Source organism: Bacillus sp. 22483 (assembly GCF_052044605.1).
Lineage (GTDB): Bacteria > Bacillota > Bacilli > Bacillales > Bacillaceae > Bacillus > Bacillus altitudinis.
Genome location: NZ_JBQENU010000014.1, coordinates 1 through 16523 on the forward strand (window position 1 = coordinate 1; position 16523 = coordinate 16523).

17 protein-coding genes and 1 pseudogene are annotated in these 16523 nt (G+C 41.5%); 4 read left to right on the forward strand and 14 right to left on the reverse strand.

The window, feature by feature from the left end; genetic code table 11:
* Window positions 1-226 precede the first annotated feature (226 nt).
* Entirely contained in the window at window positions 227-1105 is an 879-nt protein-coding gene (locus ACTJJQ_RS16615; RefSeq protein WP_079919190.1) for a nucleotidyltransferase-like protein, read from the reverse strand.
* Window positions 1106-1294: 189 nt separating this feature from the next.
* On the opposite strand from ACTJJQ_RS16615, the gene ACTJJQ_RS16620 reads away from it, so the two are divergent.
* Complete coding sequence (locus ACTJJQ_RS16620; RefSeq protein ID WP_007496750.1) at window positions 1295-1642, forward strand: YgzB family protein; 348 nt, start codon at window positions 1295-1297, stop codon at window positions 1640-1642.
* A 35-nt stretch (window positions 1643-1677) separates the two neighbouring features.
* On the opposite strand, the gene perR is transcribed toward ACTJJQ_RS16620, so the two are convergent.
* Together perR and bcp are read right to left on the reverse strand one after the other, a co-directional pair.
* Entirely contained in the window at window positions 1678-2115 is a 438-nt protein-coding gene (perR, locus tag ACTJJQ_RS16625; protein ID WP_003217782.1) for a peroxide-responsive transcriptional repressor PerR, read from the reverse strand.
* Between the two features lie 159 nt (window positions 2116-2274).
* The gene (gene bcp / locus ACTJJQ_RS16630) at window positions 2275-2742 is read right to left on the reverse strand and encodes a thioredoxin-dependent thiol peroxidase (RefSeq protein ID WP_007496746.1); all 468 of its coding nucleotides are present in this window, start codon (window positions 2740-2742) and stop codon (window positions 2275-2277) included.
* 129 nt (window positions 2743-2871) lie between these two features.
* Between bcp and ACTJJQ_RS16635 the strand changes: the two genes are divergently transcribed.
* Together ACTJJQ_RS16635 and ACTJJQ_RS16640 are read left to right on the forward strand one after the other, a co-directional pair.
* Window positions 2872-4167, forward strand: a complete 1296-nt coding sequence (locus ACTJJQ_RS16635) for a glutamate-1-semialdehyde 2,1-aminomutase (protein ID WP_008341922.1) — start codon at window positions 2872-2874, stop codon at window positions 4165-4167.
* 247 nt (window positions 4168-4414) lie between these two features.
* Window positions 4415-5488: an FUSC family protein gene (locus ACTJJQ_RS16640; protein ID WP_025206980.1), complete on the forward strand. Its 1074-nt coding sequence runs from the start codon at window positions 4415-4417 to the stop codon at window positions 5486-5488.
* 29 nt (window positions 5489-5517) lie between these two features.
* Here ACTJJQ_RS16640 and ACTJJQ_RS16645 read toward each other — a convergent pair whose 3' ends face one another.
* From ACTJJQ_RS16645 to fabL, 10 genes and pseudogenes are all read right to left on the reverse strand, one after another.
* Window positions 5518-6414: an ABC transporter permease gene (locus ACTJJQ_RS16645; RefSeq protein WP_008341942.1), complete on the reverse strand. Its 897-nt coding sequence runs from the start codon at window positions 6412-6414 to the stop codon at window positions 5518-5520.
* A gap of 18 nt (window positions 6415-6432) precedes the next feature.
* Entirely contained in the window at window positions 6433-7434 is a 1002-nt protein-coding gene (locus ACTJJQ_RS16650; protein WP_007496737.1) for an ABC transporter permease, read from the reverse strand.
* Window positions 7435-7495: 61 nt separating this feature from the next.
* On the reverse strand, window positions 7496-9082 hold the full coding sequence (locus ACTJJQ_RS16655) for an ABC transporter substrate-binding protein (protein ID WP_025206978.1): 1587 nt from the start codon (window positions 9080-9082) through the stop codon (window positions 7496-7498).
* Entirely contained in the window at window positions 9057-10034 is a 978-nt protein-coding gene (locus ACTJJQ_RS16660) for an ABC transporter ATP-binding protein (protein WP_080688153.1), read from the reverse strand. The genes ACTJJQ_RS16655 and ACTJJQ_RS16660 overlap by 26 nt, the downstream gene beginning before the upstream one ends.
* The gene (locus tag ACTJJQ_RS16665; protein ID WP_019743186.1) at window positions 10003-11025 is read right to left on the reverse strand and encodes an ABC transporter ATP-binding protein; all 1023 of its coding nucleotides are present in this window, start codon (window positions 11023-11025) and stop codon (window positions 10003-10005) included. The genes ACTJJQ_RS16660 and ACTJJQ_RS16665 overlap by 32 nt, the downstream gene beginning before the upstream one ends.
* A gap of 112 nt (window positions 11026-11137) precedes the next feature.
* On the reverse strand, window positions 11138-12880 hold the full coding sequence (locus ACTJJQ_RS16670) for an ABC transporter ATP-binding protein (RefSeq protein ID WP_041090773.1): 1743 nt from the start codon (window positions 12878-12880) through the stop codon (window positions 11138-11140).
* A 95-nt stretch (window positions 12881-12975) separates the two neighbouring features.
* Window positions 12976-13506 carry a nucleoside tri-diphosphate phosphatase gene (ntdP, locus tag ACTJJQ_RS16675; RefSeq protein WP_008341956.1) on the reverse strand — a complete coding sequence of 177 codons (531 nt, stop codon included), beginning with the start codon at window positions 13504-13506 and terminating at the stop codon, window positions 12976-12978.
* Window positions 13507-13653: 147 nt separating this feature from the next.
* Complete coding sequence (locus ACTJJQ_RS16680) at window positions 13654-13914, reverse strand: YgaB family protein (RefSeq protein WP_440600417.1); 261 nt, start codon at window positions 13912-13914, stop codon at window positions 13654-13656.
* A gap of 174 nt (window positions 13915-14088) precedes the next feature.
* Window positions 14089-14238: pseudogene (locus ACTJJQ_RS16685) on the reverse strand (gamma-type small acid-soluble spore protein); the annotation flags it as partial.
* A 75-nt stretch (window positions 14239-14313) separates the two neighbouring features.
* On the reverse strand, window positions 14314-15066 hold the full coding sequence (fabL, locus tag ACTJJQ_RS16690) for an enoyl-[acyl-carrier-protein] reductase FabL (RefSeq protein WP_007496726.1): 753 nt from the start codon (window positions 15064-15066) through the stop codon (window positions 14314-14316).
* Between the two features lie 81 nt (window positions 15067-15147).
* Between fabL and ACTJJQ_RS16695 the strand changes: the two genes are divergently transcribed.
* Window positions 15148-15372, forward strand: a complete 225-nt coding sequence (locus ACTJJQ_RS16695) for a hypothetical protein (protein ID WP_008341962.1) — start codon at window positions 15148-15150, stop codon at window positions 15370-15372.
* On the opposite strand, the gene mutY is transcribed toward ACTJJQ_RS16695, so the two are convergent.
* Window positions 15359-16459, reverse strand: coding sequence for an A/G-specific adenine glycosylase (gene mutY / locus ACTJJQ_RS16700; RefSeq protein WP_039167932.1), 1101 nt, complete (start codon window positions 16457-16459; stop codon window positions 15359-15361). The two genes, ACTJJQ_RS16695 and mutY, sit on opposite strands and share 14 nt — an antisense overlap.
* Window positions 16460-16523 lie beyond the last annotated feature (64 nt).

Here is a 16523-nt window from a genome sequence, read left to right on the forward strand (position 1 = left end):
CTATGATGTATCATAGGATTTTTTATAAAAACTCGAATTAACAGGTACGTTTTGTCTTGTTTAGTTTTCAAAGATCATCTTCGTTATCGCTCAGAGGCGACTTTCTTAATATAACATTTGAGCACCGGGTGCGTCAAGTGTTTTTCTGAATTTCTTTTTGTCAGCTTTTCTTTAAAAGCAACTCAGTTGCTCATTAGCGACGTTTAATAATATACCATCATAATATTCATACGTCAATATCTTTTTTAACAAAATATCCTCGATGATAGATTTTTTGCCCCTTCGTCTCAATTGGCTCTACTAGCACAATTCCTTTTTCCACAAAGAAATCAATCATCACACTAAGATCAGGTGTGAAATGTTTGAGATCAGGATGTGCAAGAAGCTCACCAAACAGCCAAATATCCTGCTGTTCCATGACATGACGCAAATGAGCCGCACCAATTTCTGCTTTTGAATGAATCAAGAAATCATTCGCTAGGAATAAAAGTTCTAACCGCTTATGAAGACTTTCGTGGCTTTCAATCAACTCTGAATAAAGTTTATATACTTCCGGTTCCATATGTCGTACTTGGTTCCAAACGGTCACTTCTGGGTGGAAGCCTTTATCAATCACTTCAATACGCGCCAGATGATGCAGGGCATGCACAATGGAATTATATGCATCGAGGAATTGATTTGATTCAAAAAATGCTTTTCCTTCTATATATCTTCGAATGAGCTTGCCATATTCTAAACCAATTTTGAGCTTGCGGTTAGAAAACGGGAATGTACTCAGTTCATCAATCAAGTTGAAAATATATTCATTTCGATCAAACAGGACTTTTCCGTTTAAAATCCAATCAATAATCCGTCTGTTGGTACCTAAGGTAATCCATTCCTTCAACTGATCATCTGTGACAACATTTAAAGAAGCTGTTTGGTGACCGGATTCATAGTGCTTAATAAATAACGGTTCTTCCGCATCCTTTACGATGACTAGAAGCGCTGCATCAAAGTTATCCGTCTCAGAAGATACTTTATGTCTTCTTTCTACTATAATCACAGCTAATGTATCTGGATGACTTGCTCTCTCTTGATAAATAGGACGGAGAAGATTTTCCATAGTGATTCCTCCAATACTCGGGTGTAAGGTTCTTCTCTAATGCTATGTATTTCTCCTCATAGAATCAAAATTCCTTCAATACATGAAAAAAGATCGTTGAATCATTATAAGCAATTTATTCACAAAACTCTATAACTAATTCAAACAGAAAGGTAAAATGTGCTATATTGGAGATAAGGGGGACTAGGGATGGCGAAATACTCCAGTAAGATTAATAAAATCAGAACATTTGCACTTAGTTTGGTTTTTGTTGGTTTTTTGATCATGTATATCGGTGTGTTCTTCAAGGAATCGGTCTGGCTGTCGACCTTCTTTATGCTACTCGGCGTGTTATCGATTGGATTGAGTACAGCCGTTTACTTTTGGATCGGTATGCTTTCTACGAAGGCAGTCCGGGTCGTATGTCCAGGCTGTGAGAAGGAAACAAAAGTGCTTGGGCGGGTGGACATGTGCATGCATTGCAGAGAGCCACTTACACTCGATCCAGCATTAGAAGGCAAAGAGTTTGATGAATCCTACAATCGAAAAAAGTCATAAAAATAAGCTGACCATTCAACTGGTCAGCTTTTTCATTAATGATTTTCTTTTTTTGCACATTCTTGACAAGTGCCATAGATCTCCAAGCGATGATGACTTACTGTAAAGCCTGTCACATGGGATGCAAGCTGTTCTACTTCATCAAGGCCAGGATAGTGAAAGTCAACGATCTTTCCGCAGTTTTCACAAATCGCATGGTAATGGTCAGATGTCGCAAAATCAAATCGGCTTGAGGAATCCCCATACGTTAATTCTTTTACTAATCCAGATTCCCGGAAGACTCGTAAATTGTTGTAAACCGTTGCTACACTCATATTAGGAAATTTCCCTTCAAGTGCCTTATATATATCGTCCGCGGTTGGGTGTGTCATAGAATTTACGAGAAACTCCAAGATGGCATGGCGCTGCGGAGTAATTCGAACACCGGTTTCTTTTAGAGCATCTAAAGCGTCTTTTAGTTCGTGAGCAGCCATTTCATCATGCACCTCTCTTTTCAAAAATATTCTTATATTATAATCTTTATAAATAGTGTACCCCCAGAGCCGAAACTTTGTCAATTACAATCCTCTTTTTTACCTATTCTTCTATACAAAAAAGACCGGCACGACTGCCGATCTCATCTCGTCAACATATTAAGCGTGAGCTTTCAGTTCCTCAAGCGCTTCTTCCACATGATCTTTCACCTTTACTTTACGCCACTCTTTCACAAGTTTTCCTTCTTTATTAATAAGAAACGTTGAGCGTTCAATTCCCATGTATTCCTTACCAAAGTTCTTTTTCAGCTTCCATACACCGAAAGCTTCAGACAATTTTTGTTCGTCATCTACAAGAAGCAGGAAAGGTAAGTCATGTTTTTCTTTAAACTTTTGGTGCTTGTCTTGACCGTCTGGGCTTACGCCGATGATGACAGCATCTAATTCGGCAAAGCTTTGATGGCGGTCACGGAAATCACAAGCTTCCGTTGTACACCCTGGCGTCATATCTTTTGGATAAAAATAAAGGACAATGTGTTTCCCTTTAAAATCAGAGAGCTTTACTTTCTCTCCATTATCACCAAGTAATTCAATATCAGGTACTTGCTGCCCCACTTCGATTGTCATGATACAATCCCTCCAACCTATTTTTTCATTAGCCTATCCAATTTCGAGAAGATATTCAACTAAGGACGCTTGCATCGGCATGTTAAAATAATGATAGACGACGTGATACGTTGAGATAGGAGGCTATTTATGAAATTCACCGAATCAGAAAAATTACATCAAGAGGCGCTGGAGCATATTGTTGGAGGGGTTAACAGCCCATCTCGTTCATATAAAGCAGTGGGCGGCGGGTCACCTGTTGCAATGGAAAAAGGCGAAGGCGCTTATTTTTGGGATGTTGACGGAAACCGTTATATCGACTATTTAGCAGCATACGGTCCAATTATTACGGGACATGCTCATCCTCATATTACAAAAGCCATCACGAAAGCAGCCGAAACGGGTGTCCTTTACGGAACACCAACGAAGCATGAAGTCACTTTTGCTAAGATGCTGAAGGAAGCGATGCCTGCTTTGGATAAAGTTCGTTTTGTCAATTCAGGTACAGAAGCTGTGATGACGACAATCCGTGTCGCTCGCGCTTATACAGGCAGAACAAAGATCATTAAGTTTGCCGGATGTTACCACGGCCATTCTGATCTTGTGCTAGTTGCGGCTGGCTCTGGACCTTCCACTTTAGGAACACCAGATTCAGCGGGCGTGCCTAAAAGTATTGCCAATGAAGTCATTACCGTTCCATTCAACGATATAGACAGCTACAAAGAAGCATTAGACCGCTGGGGTGATGAAGTAGCAGCTGTTCTTGTTGAGCCAATTGTCGGGAACTTTGGCATCGTAGAGCCTAAAGACGGTTTCCTGCAGCAGGTTAATGACCTGACTCATGAAAAAGGGGCTCTAGTCATCTATGATGAAGTCATTACAGCTTTCCGCTTTATGTATGGTGGTGCACAGGACTTGCTTCAAGTAAAACCTGACCTCACTGCATTAGGTAAAATTATCGGCGGCGGTCTTCCAATCGGCGCTTACGGCGGCAAAAAAGAAATTATGGAGCAAGTCGCCCCGCTTGGACCAGCCTATCAAGCTGGCACAATGGCAGGAAATCCCGCCTCCATCCTTTCTGGTATTGCATGCTTGGAAGTGTTAAAAGAAGACGGGGTGTACGAACGTCTTGATCAACTCGGGGCCATGTTAGAAGAGGGAATTTTAGCCCACGCAAAAAAACATCAAGTAGATATTACAGTGAATCGCTTAAAAGGTGCTCTCACCATTTATTTTACAAAGGAAACGATTGTGAACTACGAGCAGGCTGAAAATACGGATGGTGAAATGTTCGCCCGTTTCTTTAAATTCATGCTCGCACAAGGTATTAACCTCGCGCCTTCTAAATATGAAGCGTGGTTCTTAACCATTGCACATACTGAAAATGATATTTCTGAAACGCTCAAAGCAGTAGATCATGCGTTTGAACAGCTGAAACAATCATAATGAAGAGAAAAACAGACGTAAATTCATGCGTCTGTTTTTTTATTTACCAGCTCTTGATTGTCAAAAGCGAGTGAATCTGTTACATTTTTTCTCAATACCTTCTTTTGATGTTTTCATGAACTTTCAAAAATCACTTGAATATTTCGGAAGACCGCTGTATATTACTTAGTTGTTTCATCAAAATATTTATGATATATGACAAGTGGTCATCTATTATCGAAAAGAAAGGAATGCAGGGACAAAACCAATGAAACTTGGAGCCCGTATTTTAAAAACTGGTATTGCCATTGTACTCGCGCTTTACCTGGCAACATGGCTTGGGTTGCCGACACCCGTCTTCGCGGGTATTGCAGCTGTATTTGCTATCCAGCCATCTATTTATCGATCATTTTTAACGATTGTTGATCAAGTGCAAGCCAATATTATTGGAGCAGCACTTGCCATTACGTTCGGTCTGCTTTTTGGCACAGGACCAGTCATCATCGGCTTAACTGCCGTCATGGTCATTGCGATTAATTTAAAGCTGAAGATTGAACACACGATTCCGATTGCACTCGTAACCGTCATCGCGATTTTAGAAAGTGCAGGGGATCATTTCCTTTCCTTTGCCTTAATTCGAACAGCAACTGTGGTGTTAGGCGTACTTTCTTCATTTTTAGTGAATTTGATTTTCCTGCCGCCAAAGTATGAAACAAAGCTTGTTCATCACATTATGGAAAATACGGAGGAGATTTTAAAATGGATCCGTCTGAGCTCCAGACAGTCTACTGATCATTCCACTTTAAAGGATGACATCGATCAAATAAAAGAACGCATGATCAAATTAGATCACATTTACTTGTTATACAAAGAAGAACGAAGCTATTTAAAGAAAACAACTTATGTCAAATCTAGAAAGCTTGTTTTATTCAGACAGGCAATCATGACGTCTAATCGAGCGCTGTACTTGCTGAAAAAGCTTCATAAGTTAGAAAATGAAATTCATTTGATGCCAGAGCATTTCAGAGAGAGCTTAACAGATGAGATTGATTATTTACTGTACTGGCATGAACGTACCTTGATGAAGTTTGTTGGAAAAATGAAACCGCAGGACGATGATTTTCAGAATGAATGCTCTCTTCGTCTTGAAGCATTAACGAAATCATTTATTCAGCACCAGCAAAATCAAGAAAACGACTTGCTGGATTACAATATGCTGAATGTGATGTCGAGTATTATTGAATACCGTGATGAATTGGAGCATCTAGATACTTTGATTACAAGCTTCCAAACGTATCACCCAAAAGATAGTGAGATTGAGACAGAAGAAAAAGAAGCTTAAATCGAAAAGACCGATTCTTAGAATCGGTCTTATTTTATTTTCTTCATTTTAGGATCAAGGGTGTCTCTTAATCCATCTCCCATCAAGTTAAAGCCAAGAACCGTCAGCATGATCGCAATCCCCGGGAAAAATAAAGTCCATGGCGCTTGTACGAGATAAGGTCTCGCATCTGCAAGCATTTTCCCCCACTCTGGACTTGGCGCTTGTGCACCTAATCCTAAAAATCCTAAAGCCGCCGCTTCAATAATGGCAGTACCAATCGCAAGCGTCGCTTGAACGATCACCGGCACCATACTATTTGGCAGAATGTGACGAAGAACGATGCGGCGGTGTGACATCCCGACTGCCTTTGCTGCTAAAACGTATTCTTCTTGCTTAATGCTCAGCACTTTTGAACGAACCAGCCGGCCAAATGTCGGGACGTTAATAATCGCTATGGCAATAAGGGCATTTTGTAAGGAAGGTCCTAAGATGGAAACGATCGCAATCGCTAATAGAATGCTAGGAAAAGCGAGTAAAATATCAAATAGTCTTGAGATGACAGCATCCAGCAATCTACCGCCGTAACCTGCCATCAATCCAAGCAATGTTCCTAAAATAACCGACCCGAGAACGGAGAAGAAACCCACCCATAATGAAATCCGAGCTCCATGCACGACTCTAGAAAATATGTCTCTCCCGAAATCATCCGTACCAAACCAATGCGCAGCTGAAGGGGCACTAAATCGTTCGCCTAGTGACTGCTCGTTGATTCCATAAGGAGCAATGAGCGGTGCAAAGATTGCTAGGATCAGAAATAAAAAGACAATCACAGTGCCAATGACCGCCAGCTTGTGCTGAAAGAACAGTTTCATCGATTCAAGAATCAGTGATTGAGAGCGTTCTTCCTTTTGTTCAGGTGCTTGAAGCTCTTTTTGCGCTTCCATGTCGTCACTCTCCCTTCTCTAGTATTTAATCCTCGGATCAATGACTGCATACAAGATATCCACAATGAAATTGATCAGCACAAATATGAGCGCAACAACAAGAATGCCAGTTTGAATAACAGGATAATCACGATAGCTAATGGCATCGTAAATATATCGCCCAATTCCCGGCCAAGCAAAGATCGTTTCTGTTAAAATGGCCCCGCCTAGCAAGAGACCTGTTTGAAGACCAATAATCGTTAAAATCGGAATGAGCGCATTTTTCAGCCCATGCTGATAAATGATGAAAAATGAACGTACCCCTTTTGCTTTTGCTGTTCGAATAAAATCTGAATGAAGAACTTCCAGCATACTTGCCCTCGTAATCCTTGCAATAATCGCAGCAGGAATCGTTGCGAGAGCGGTACTTGGTAAGATTAAATGCTTGATGCTGTCAAAGAATTGATCAAATCGTCCTTGCAAAAGCGTGTCCAGCGTATGAATATAGGTGATCGACTCTACCGGATTTCTGACGTTTTCTCGTCCTGTAGTCGGCAAAATACCTAATTCAATCGAGAATAGCCACTGTCCCATTAAGCCTAACCAGAAAATCGGCATGGACACCCCAATGAGCGCAATAAACATGGCCACATAATCAAAGAAAGAATGTTTAAACCACGCACTAATGATTCCGGCATTCACACCGACAATAATCGCCAGCAACATAGCGAAGAAAGTCAATTCTAATGTAGCGAATAAGTAAGGCTTCATTTCCTGGGCAATAGCCGCTCCTGTTCGTATGGAAGTCCCTAGATCACCTTTTAAAAGCCCCAGCATGTAGTGACCATATTGTACGTACCACGGCTGATCTAAACCAAGCTGAATCGTCAATTGCTCTACTGCTTCTTTCGTTGCCCGCTGTCCTAAGATGACCTGCGCCGGATTTCCAGGGATAAACCGAATAATAGAAAATACAACTAAGGTCATTCCGATCAGTACTGGAATGAGCATTCCTGCTCGCTTCATACAATAAGCAAACAAACAGCTTTCACCGCCTTTTCATTGTTTGGATAAGGGAGATCGAACGATCTCCCTTATTTGCTTATTCGAAATATACGTCAGTCAATGCTTCGGAACCAGTCGGATGCGGCTGGTAGCCTTTTAAATCTTTAGATGCGGCAAGCATTGGAATTGAATGGACTAATGGAATCCAAGGCGCTTCATCATGAATGATTTCTTGAGCTTCTTGATATAATTCATTTCGCTTCTTTTGATCCGTATCGGTCTGCGCTTCAATGAGGATGTCATGCATTTTATCGTTTTGGAAGAATGTATAGTTGTTACCGCCAATACTGTCTTTATCTAATAATGTATAGATGAAATTATCAGGATCGCCATTGTCCCCTGTCCATCCTAATAAGAACACATCTGCTTCGCCTTTACTTGCTTTATCTAAATAAGTCGCCCAATCATATGTGACGATTTCGGCTTTGACACCAACTTTTTCAAAGTTTGACTGAATGACTTCAGCTACCTTCATCCCGTCTGGCATATATGGACGCGGCACAGGCATTGCCCAAAGCTTGATGCGAAAACCGTCAGGGAAGCCTGCCTCTTTCAATAGTTCTTTTGCTTTTTCCGGATCATATGGATATGGCTCAATCTCGTCATTGTAGCCTTCTAATGACGGAGGAAGTGGATTTTTTGCTGGTTCAGCAAGCCCTCCATAAAACGACTCGATGATTGATTCTTTATCAACTGCATAATTGAGTGCCTGACGAACCAACTTGTTATCAAGCGGCTTTCTAGTCACTGTCAGCCCGATATAACCTACGTTCATGGATGGTCTTTTAATCAGCTGGAGCGCTTTGTCTGTTTTAATGCCATCTAAATCGGACGGATTGACGCCATCCATTAAGTCGATTTCGCCTGTTTTAAGCGCATTTAAACGAGCAGAGTTTTCAGGAATAGAGCGGAAGATGATTTGTTTCAGTTTTGGTTTATCTTTTTGCCAGTAACCTTCGTTCTTTTCTAAGACAATACGGTCGTTCTGCTTCCATTCTTTAAACTTAAATGGTCCTGTGCCAACTGGGTTTTCTCTAAATGAATCACCGCTTTTTTCAACTGCTGCAGGACTAGCGATACCAAATGGTGACATGGCGATGTTTTTCAGAAATGTTGCCTGCGGGCGTTTGAGTTGAAATTCAATTTCATGCTCTCCTTTGACGATGATGTCTTTAATGACATGCCCTTTATCTTTTTTATAGCCGCCAAACATGCCGTAGTAAGGAAATTTTTCGGCATCTCCATTCATCCAGCGGTCAAAGTTGAATTTCACTGCTTCTGCATTAAAGTCTGTGCCATCGTGAAATTTCACACCTTCTCTTAAGTAGAACGTGTACGATTTTCCGTCCTTTGCAACATCCCATTCTGTTGCGAGGCCTGGATGGATGGTCGTGTCTTTTTCACCGTAATTCAAAAGCTTTTCAAACATATTCTCTGTGACCTTGAAGGTTTCGCCTTCTGTTGTTGTAATCGGATCAAGTGACGTAGAGTCCCCTCCTCTGCCGAATACGAGAGTGTCTTTTGTGGCTTTTTCTTCTGATGTTGATGAAGATGAACAGCCACCTAAAAATAACGCAAGTGCCAGCACAAAAATGAAACTACTGAATAACCATGTCTTCTTCATTGTGTTCCTCCTTTTGATATAAATAGCACGCAGCTGCATGACCTGTTTCCTCCTCATACAAAGGCGGAACAGCTTGCAAGCATTGCGCCCACCTTTTTGGACATCTTTTATAGAAAGGACAGCCATCTTCTGACACCAGGGTGGATTCTTCCGCTGACACATCCTGCGTTTCCAGCACGTGATCCATATGTGGAATGGATTTCAGAAGAAGCGATGTATAAGGATGAAGCGGCTTGTGAAAGACGTCCTCCGCAGGACCCATTTCTACAATACGGCCAGCGTACATCACTGCAATTCGGTCGCTCATATACTTGACAACGCCTAGATCGTGAGAAATAAACAAGTACGTCAGAGAAAGCGTCTTTTGCAATTCGAGCATTAAATTCAATATTTGTGCTTGAACCGATACATCTAAAGCGGAAACTGGCTCATCGGCAATCACAAGACTTGGATGAGTAATGAGCGCCCTAGCAATTCCAATACGCTGCCTCTGACCGCCGCTGAATTGGTGCGCATAACGGTCTCCATAGGATGGGTCAAACCCAACAATGTGCAGCATCTCTTTTACACGCTTTTGTCTTTCTGCTTTTGTTCCATGTTTATGAACAATGAGCGGTTCTTCTAAAATGTCTTTGATTTTCATTCGTGGATTTAAGGAAGCGTATGGATCTTGGAAAATCATTTGAATGTCTTTTCTGAAGGAACGCATGTCTCGTTCTTTCAGAAGCGTCACTTCTTTTCCTTTCATTTGGATTGAGCCAGAAGTCGGTTCGATTAATCTCATTAAGCTTTTGCCAAGGGTTGATTTCCCGCAGCCAGATTCGCCCACAATGCCGAGCGTCTCTCCTTCTTTCACATGAAAGGACACTTGATTTAAAGCCAAAGTCGTCTGTTTGTGTTTAGAAAAAAATGCTGATGTGTCATAACGCTTCGTCAGTTGATTCACTTGCAACAGTGGGTGATTCAGTGTCTTCTCCTCCTTCCATTAGAAAACATGCGACGCGGTGATTGTGTGAAATGGATTGTAAAGATGGGTCTTTTTCAAGACATTGCGTCATTTGATATGGACAGCGTGGTGCAAATTGACAGCCGGACCGAATAGCTCCTGGCTTAGGTACATGACCCGCAATAGACATGAGTTTTTCTTTTTTCTCTTTAAATGATGGAACAGAGGCGAAAAGACCTTTCGTGTAGGGATGGAGAGGTTTTTGGAAAATACGGTCAACGGTTCCTTCTTCTACGATTCGACCGGCATACATAATCATGACACGCTGGCATATTTGCCGCACGACGCCTAAATCATGAGTAATAAATAAAATAGCGGTGTCCATCTCTTCATTTAACTTTTTGAGCAAACGAAGAATTTGTGCTTGGATGGTGACATCAAGTGCAGTCGTTGGTTCATCTGCAATCATGAGCTTTGGGTGACACAGCATCGCCATCGCAATCATCACACGCTGACGCATGCCGCCCGATAGTTCATGTGGATATTTTTTGAGTAATGACGCTGCTTGTTTCAGGCCTACCGTTTGAAGCAAATCTACTGCCTTCACTTTTGCTTCTTTTTGGCTGATAGTCTGATGTGTAAAAAGGGCTTCTGTCATTTGCTTGCCGATGGTCATGAGTGGATTGAGAGAAGTCATGGGTTCCTGAAAAATCATTGAGATGTCATTCCCTCTGACCTCTCGCCATTGTTTCTCCGACAGTGACAGCAGGTTTTGACCTTCAAATTGTATGTGACCTGTTGTTTCTGTTTGGTGATTCAGCCCCATTAAAGACATCGATGTGATGCTTTTCCCGCAGCCAGATTCGCCCACAATACCTAAGGTTTCTCCTTTTTGAATAGAGAATGAGATGTCATGAACGATCGGCACTCTCTGCTTTTTTTGCTGAAAGGCAATGGACAGCTGTTTGACATCTAGCAATACTTCTTGTTCTTTCACATCTTCACCACCCCGTCATACTTTTTAAAATTGTATTGAGACAAGCTGGGAAATATGTCATGTTTTTGACAAGCATAAAAAAGCCTATCCGCTAGAATCGGATAGGCTTCTACTAATTTAATGTTTGAATGGTAAATAGATGGCGATAGTGGCTGTCTCGGTTCATTAATTCTTCATGTGTTCCTTTTTCCACAATCTCGCCTTGTTCCATGACCACAATGAGGTCCGCATGTGTAATCGTTGATAAACGGTGCGCAACTATAAAAGTTGTGCGATCTTTTGCCAGCTTTTGCATCGCTTCTTGAATGTAATGTTCACTTTCTAAATCAAGTGCAGACGTCGCTTCGTCTAAAATAAGCAGCGGTGGATTTTTAAGAAATACCCTTGCAATTGAAATTCGTTGTTTTTGACCGCCTGATAGCTTTACGCCACGTTCTCCTACTTTCGTGTCATATCCTTCAGGAAGAGACATGATAAAATCATGCGCATTAGCCGCTTTGGCAGCCGACACAATTTTCTCAAAGGATGCTTCCGGGTCTCCCACAGCGATATTTTCTTTAATGGTGTCACTGAATAAAAATGTATCTTGGAGCACCATCCCGACTTGATTACGCAGGCTTCTTGCCTTGTACTCTTTAATATCAATGCCGTCAATTTCAAGTGATCCGCTTGTGACATCATAAAATCTTGGAATTAAGCTGACGAGTGTCGACTTCCCTCCGCCGCTCATTCCTACAAGCGCAACGGTTTGGCCTTTTTCTACTTTCAAGGAGATATTGTGTAAAATCTCTTCCTGTGTATGTTCGTAACGGAACGTCACATCTTTAAATTCTACCTCTCCTTTTAAGTGATTGGCTTCTTTTGCATTGGGCTTGTCTGTTACTTCATACGGTTCATCAATAAACTCAAAAATACGATCCATTGAGGCTACTGACTGAGTTAAAGTCGTCGATGAGTTAATGAGACGACGAATCGGGTTGTACATCCGGTCAATGTAGCCAACAAAGGCAATCATTGTCCCAATTGAAAGCGACCCGTTAATGACGGTATAGCCAGCAAAAGCAATGATGAGCAGCGGCGCAATGTCTGTGATCGTATTGACGACGGCGAAAGTTTTGGCATTCCAATTCGTATGATTGATCGCTTTGTTTAAGAAATTTTTATTTTCATCGTGAAAATTTTCTTGTTCGTATTCTTCAATCGCAAAGCTGCGAATGACAGGCATTCCTTGTACTCGCTCATGCAGGTGCCCTTGTACCTCAGCGAGTGCCTGCGATCGCTCTTTTGTCAGCTTGCGAAGCCGTCCGTAAAAATACTTCACTGCTAACGCATACAGCGGAAAAATAATGACAGACACAATGGTGAGTTTAAGATCCAGTGTACACATAATGGCTATCACAATCAGGACGGTCATCAAATCAAGCCAAATGTTCATAAGCCCTGTGATGACAAATTCCTTTGTTTGCTCCACATCGTTGATGACCCTTGAAATAATTTCCCCCGTTCTCGTGTTGGCGTAATAACGAAGGCTTAGCTTTTGAATGTGCGAGAACAGCTTTTCCCGAATATCAAATAATACTTTACTGCCTGTCCACTGCGCATAGTATTGTCTGTAGTACTCAACAGGCGGTCTCATCACTAAAAATAAAACAAGCATGATTCCCATAATAATAAAGAGAGTGGATGTTTTTTCTTCAGCCGATCCAGAGCCTTGAATGACATCATCAATGACATACTTTAAAAGCAGAGGCAATGTTAAGGGAATCGAGAACTTAATCATTCCGATCACCATTGTCAATGCAATCTGTTTTTTATACGGTGTTACAAAAGCCATGTAACGTTTTATGACCCCCATGTAAATCTCCTTCCCAATCTATCAGTGCCTCTTATCCGTACGCAGTCAAAAACCTGTTGGCTTTGAAAAGCCAAACAGGTTTTAGCTGCTGTTACTTATTTTGTATAACGCAAAAAACGTTCATACCACATATCCACAAATTCTGGAGCAAACGGTCCTTTCCGCTGGTGAATCCAATGCAGTAATGTATTTAGATGCTCTCGTAAGATACTATCGATTTCTTTTGGATAATTCATCTGCCTCTTATGATCTGCATATTCATCCTCATCCAAAATATTATACGTCATGTCCGGAAAGACTTTGACATCTAAGTCGTAATCAATATACTTAATCGCCTCTTCATCTGTCGCAAAAGGAGAGCTGATGTTGCAGTAATAATACACCCCATCATCTCGAAGCATCCCAATGACATTAAACCATTGTTTTGCATGAAAATAGCAAATAGCCGGTTCTCTTGTCATCCATGTTCGGCCATCGGATTCAGTCACCATTGTTCGATCGTTTGCACCAATGATACACAATTCCGTTGCTTTCAGAATGGTGGTTTCATTCCAAATCCTGTGGATCAAGCCATTATGTTTATAGCTTTGAATTTGGATGGTTTCTCCTTCCTTGGGATAGCCCATATTTTCTCCCCTACTTTCTATAACAAACAAACCTAACAGTCCAAAGACCTAATTTCCCAACTAAACATGTCTCTATTATATTATACCGTTACATCATTAAAAAATGAAATGAAAAAGCCATTCAACCCAATTGAACGGCACACTCTTTTACATCACGGTTGAGCTCTTCTCCATTTGTTTATACGAATTGATGACTTGTTTAGTCTGTTTTGTAAATAGTGTTTGGACTTTTTGCAGTTCCTCTCGTTTCCGTTTGATTTGATCATGAAGCTTATGCCGCTCTTCCTTTTTTTCACCTTGCAGCAATTGTTTTTCTGTCTCTAAGTACAGATCCAGTTCTCCTTGTACATCGAGCAGCTGATCCATAAGCTGCATTTGTTCTTTGACTAGCTGGTCGAAATCAGACATCTAACTCCTCCCTTTCATTCGTATCGACTTTTTGTATCTATACCATTTCTTGAAAGAAGGAAGAAGTCCTTTGACTATTTATGTAGAGGTTTTACAGGTTTTGTCGGATAGTGGTGACAGGCAAAAAGAAAAGCACTTCATTCGTAGATGAAGTGCTTCCCTTTGTTTCAGTGATTAGCTGTTTTGTTGTTTGTTTTGCTCAGCTTTTTGGTTGTATTTTTTTACGTGCTGTGCGTCAGTCTCGCTAGCAAATTCAGTGCCATATTGACCGCCTTGTGCAGCAGCTTGGTTTTGTTTTTTCACTTGTTGTGCGTTTGTTTTATTTTGTTGTTTATCCATCATTATCACCTCCACGCACATTAATTTGTGCAGAAGGTGTACATCTTATTCATGTTTTTTTTAAACAAGCAAAGAACGTCCGCCATCGACGATAATCGTCTGTCCTCTAATCATATCTGCTTTGCCTGATACAAGGAATTCTACACTGTCGACCATGTCTTTAATTTCCACCATACGGCCTGCTGGTGTATTTTTCTTAGCGTCTTCTAATAGCTCTTCACGATTTGGGAAGTGCTTGAGTGCATCTGTATCAATGGCGCCGCCTGATACGGCATTCACAACGATATTTTTTTGTGACAGCTCAACGGAAAGGTAGCGTGTCAAAGCTTCTAGTGCTGCTTTAGATACACCGACCACCGTGTAGTTTTCAAGGTAGCGGATAGAGCCTAGTGAGCTAATGCTGACGATATGTCCGCCGCCGTTTTTCTCCATTAATTTGGCTGCTTCTTGTCCGCAGAATAACAAGGCTTTCGCATTGATATTCATGGTCCAGTCCCAATGATTTTCTTCAAGATCCATGATTGGGCGCTGAACGCCAGATGCCGCATTGTTCACAAATACGTCTAAACGGCCAAACGTTTCGTCAATTTGCTGGAACATGTCTTTGATTTTCTCTGGCTGACCAACGTTGGCTTTGACAACTAATGTTTTAACACCCATCGCTTCAATTTCTTCAGCTGTTTCAAGTGCTGCTTTTTTGCTTCTTGCATAGTTAATGACAATGTCATATCCTTTTTCAGCCAGGCGAAGGGCTACTTCTTTCCCAACACCTCTACTGCTGCCTGTAATTAGTGCACATTTACGCTTGTTCATTATGGTTCATCTCCTGATTTGAATAGTTTTCGTCCATTCGCTTCACACTAATAGGAAAGTTCCTACTAGGAGGTTACATTCATGTATGTCGGACGCGATTTAAGCCAGCTTGGCATGATGTCAAAGGATCAATGGAAAGATACTGAGCTTGCTTTTTTTCATCATGCTTTCCAACAAATTTTACCTTATTTAAACGAAGAAGGGCAATCTAAGTATCGAGAAATCATTTCTGAAATTGAAAACCGCGGGGGTCTGCACCGAAATGAAGCCGATTATACCCATGGTACAACGGTTAAATATGACTAGGCTGTTCAAGTGCCATCTTCCATATTTTTTGATGTGAGACTGGCAAAGCATATGCCTCAAATTCTTCTGTTGTGACTTTTTTCAGCATCGTGTCATCAGATACAGAGGTCACACGTCCAAAGAAAACAGAAATATTCCAGATGAGGTGGGTAAATACATGTTGAATGGTGCCTTCTAAATCACCAAGTTCTGCTTGTACACCCGCTTCCTCTTTTAAGAAATCAATCAGCTGCTCTTTTTCCGTTTTTCTTCCCTTCATTGTTTCCATGTTTGGGAACTCCCATAAATTCGCAAGCAGACCTGTACTTGGACGCTTATGAATATAAAGGTGGCCTGCATCATCAAATAACACCACTGCTGCCATTGATTTCGCAGTCGGCTTTTTCTTTTTACTTTTCACCGGCAGCTCATGCTGAACGCCTTCCTCAAGTGCTGAGCAATGCATGTTTACAGGACAAATGAGGCATGCAGGAGAGGTTGGGGTGCAAATAAGTGCACCTAGCTCCATTAGCCCTTGATTGAATTCTGACGGCTTTTCCCGGGAAATGAGCTGATCAACCGCAAATTCGAAAATGTTTCTCGTTTTTGGTTTTGCAATATCATCCCATATGGACAAGATACGGGAAATGACCCTCATCACGTTGCCGTCTACCGCAGGGTATGGCTTGTTATAGGCGATACTCAGCACTGCGCCGCTCGTATACGGGCCTACACCTTTCAGTTTTGAAAATTGTTCTTTCGTATCAGGGACAACGCCCCCGTAGGATTCATAGACTTCTTTCACAGCTGCCTGTAAATTACGCACTCGTGAGTAGTAGCCAAGACCTTCCCATGCTTTCATGACCTTTTCTTCATCAGCTAAAGCAAGATCTTTCACCGTCGGGAATTGCTCCATAAACCGATTGAAGTACGGAATGACCGTATCCACTCTCGTTTGCTGGAGCATCACTTCTGATACCCAGACGCGATATGGATCTTGATTTTCACGCCATGGAAGTGTACGTTGTTCTTTTTCATACCAATCGATTAAATCATGCTGAAAGCCCGCAATATCTTTGCGGTCCAGCTTTTCTTGAATGTCTTTCATATCTATACTCCTTCTCATTGGACCGAGGGCTAACGTTCTGAAAAGAACCTTATTTGTTGTATAC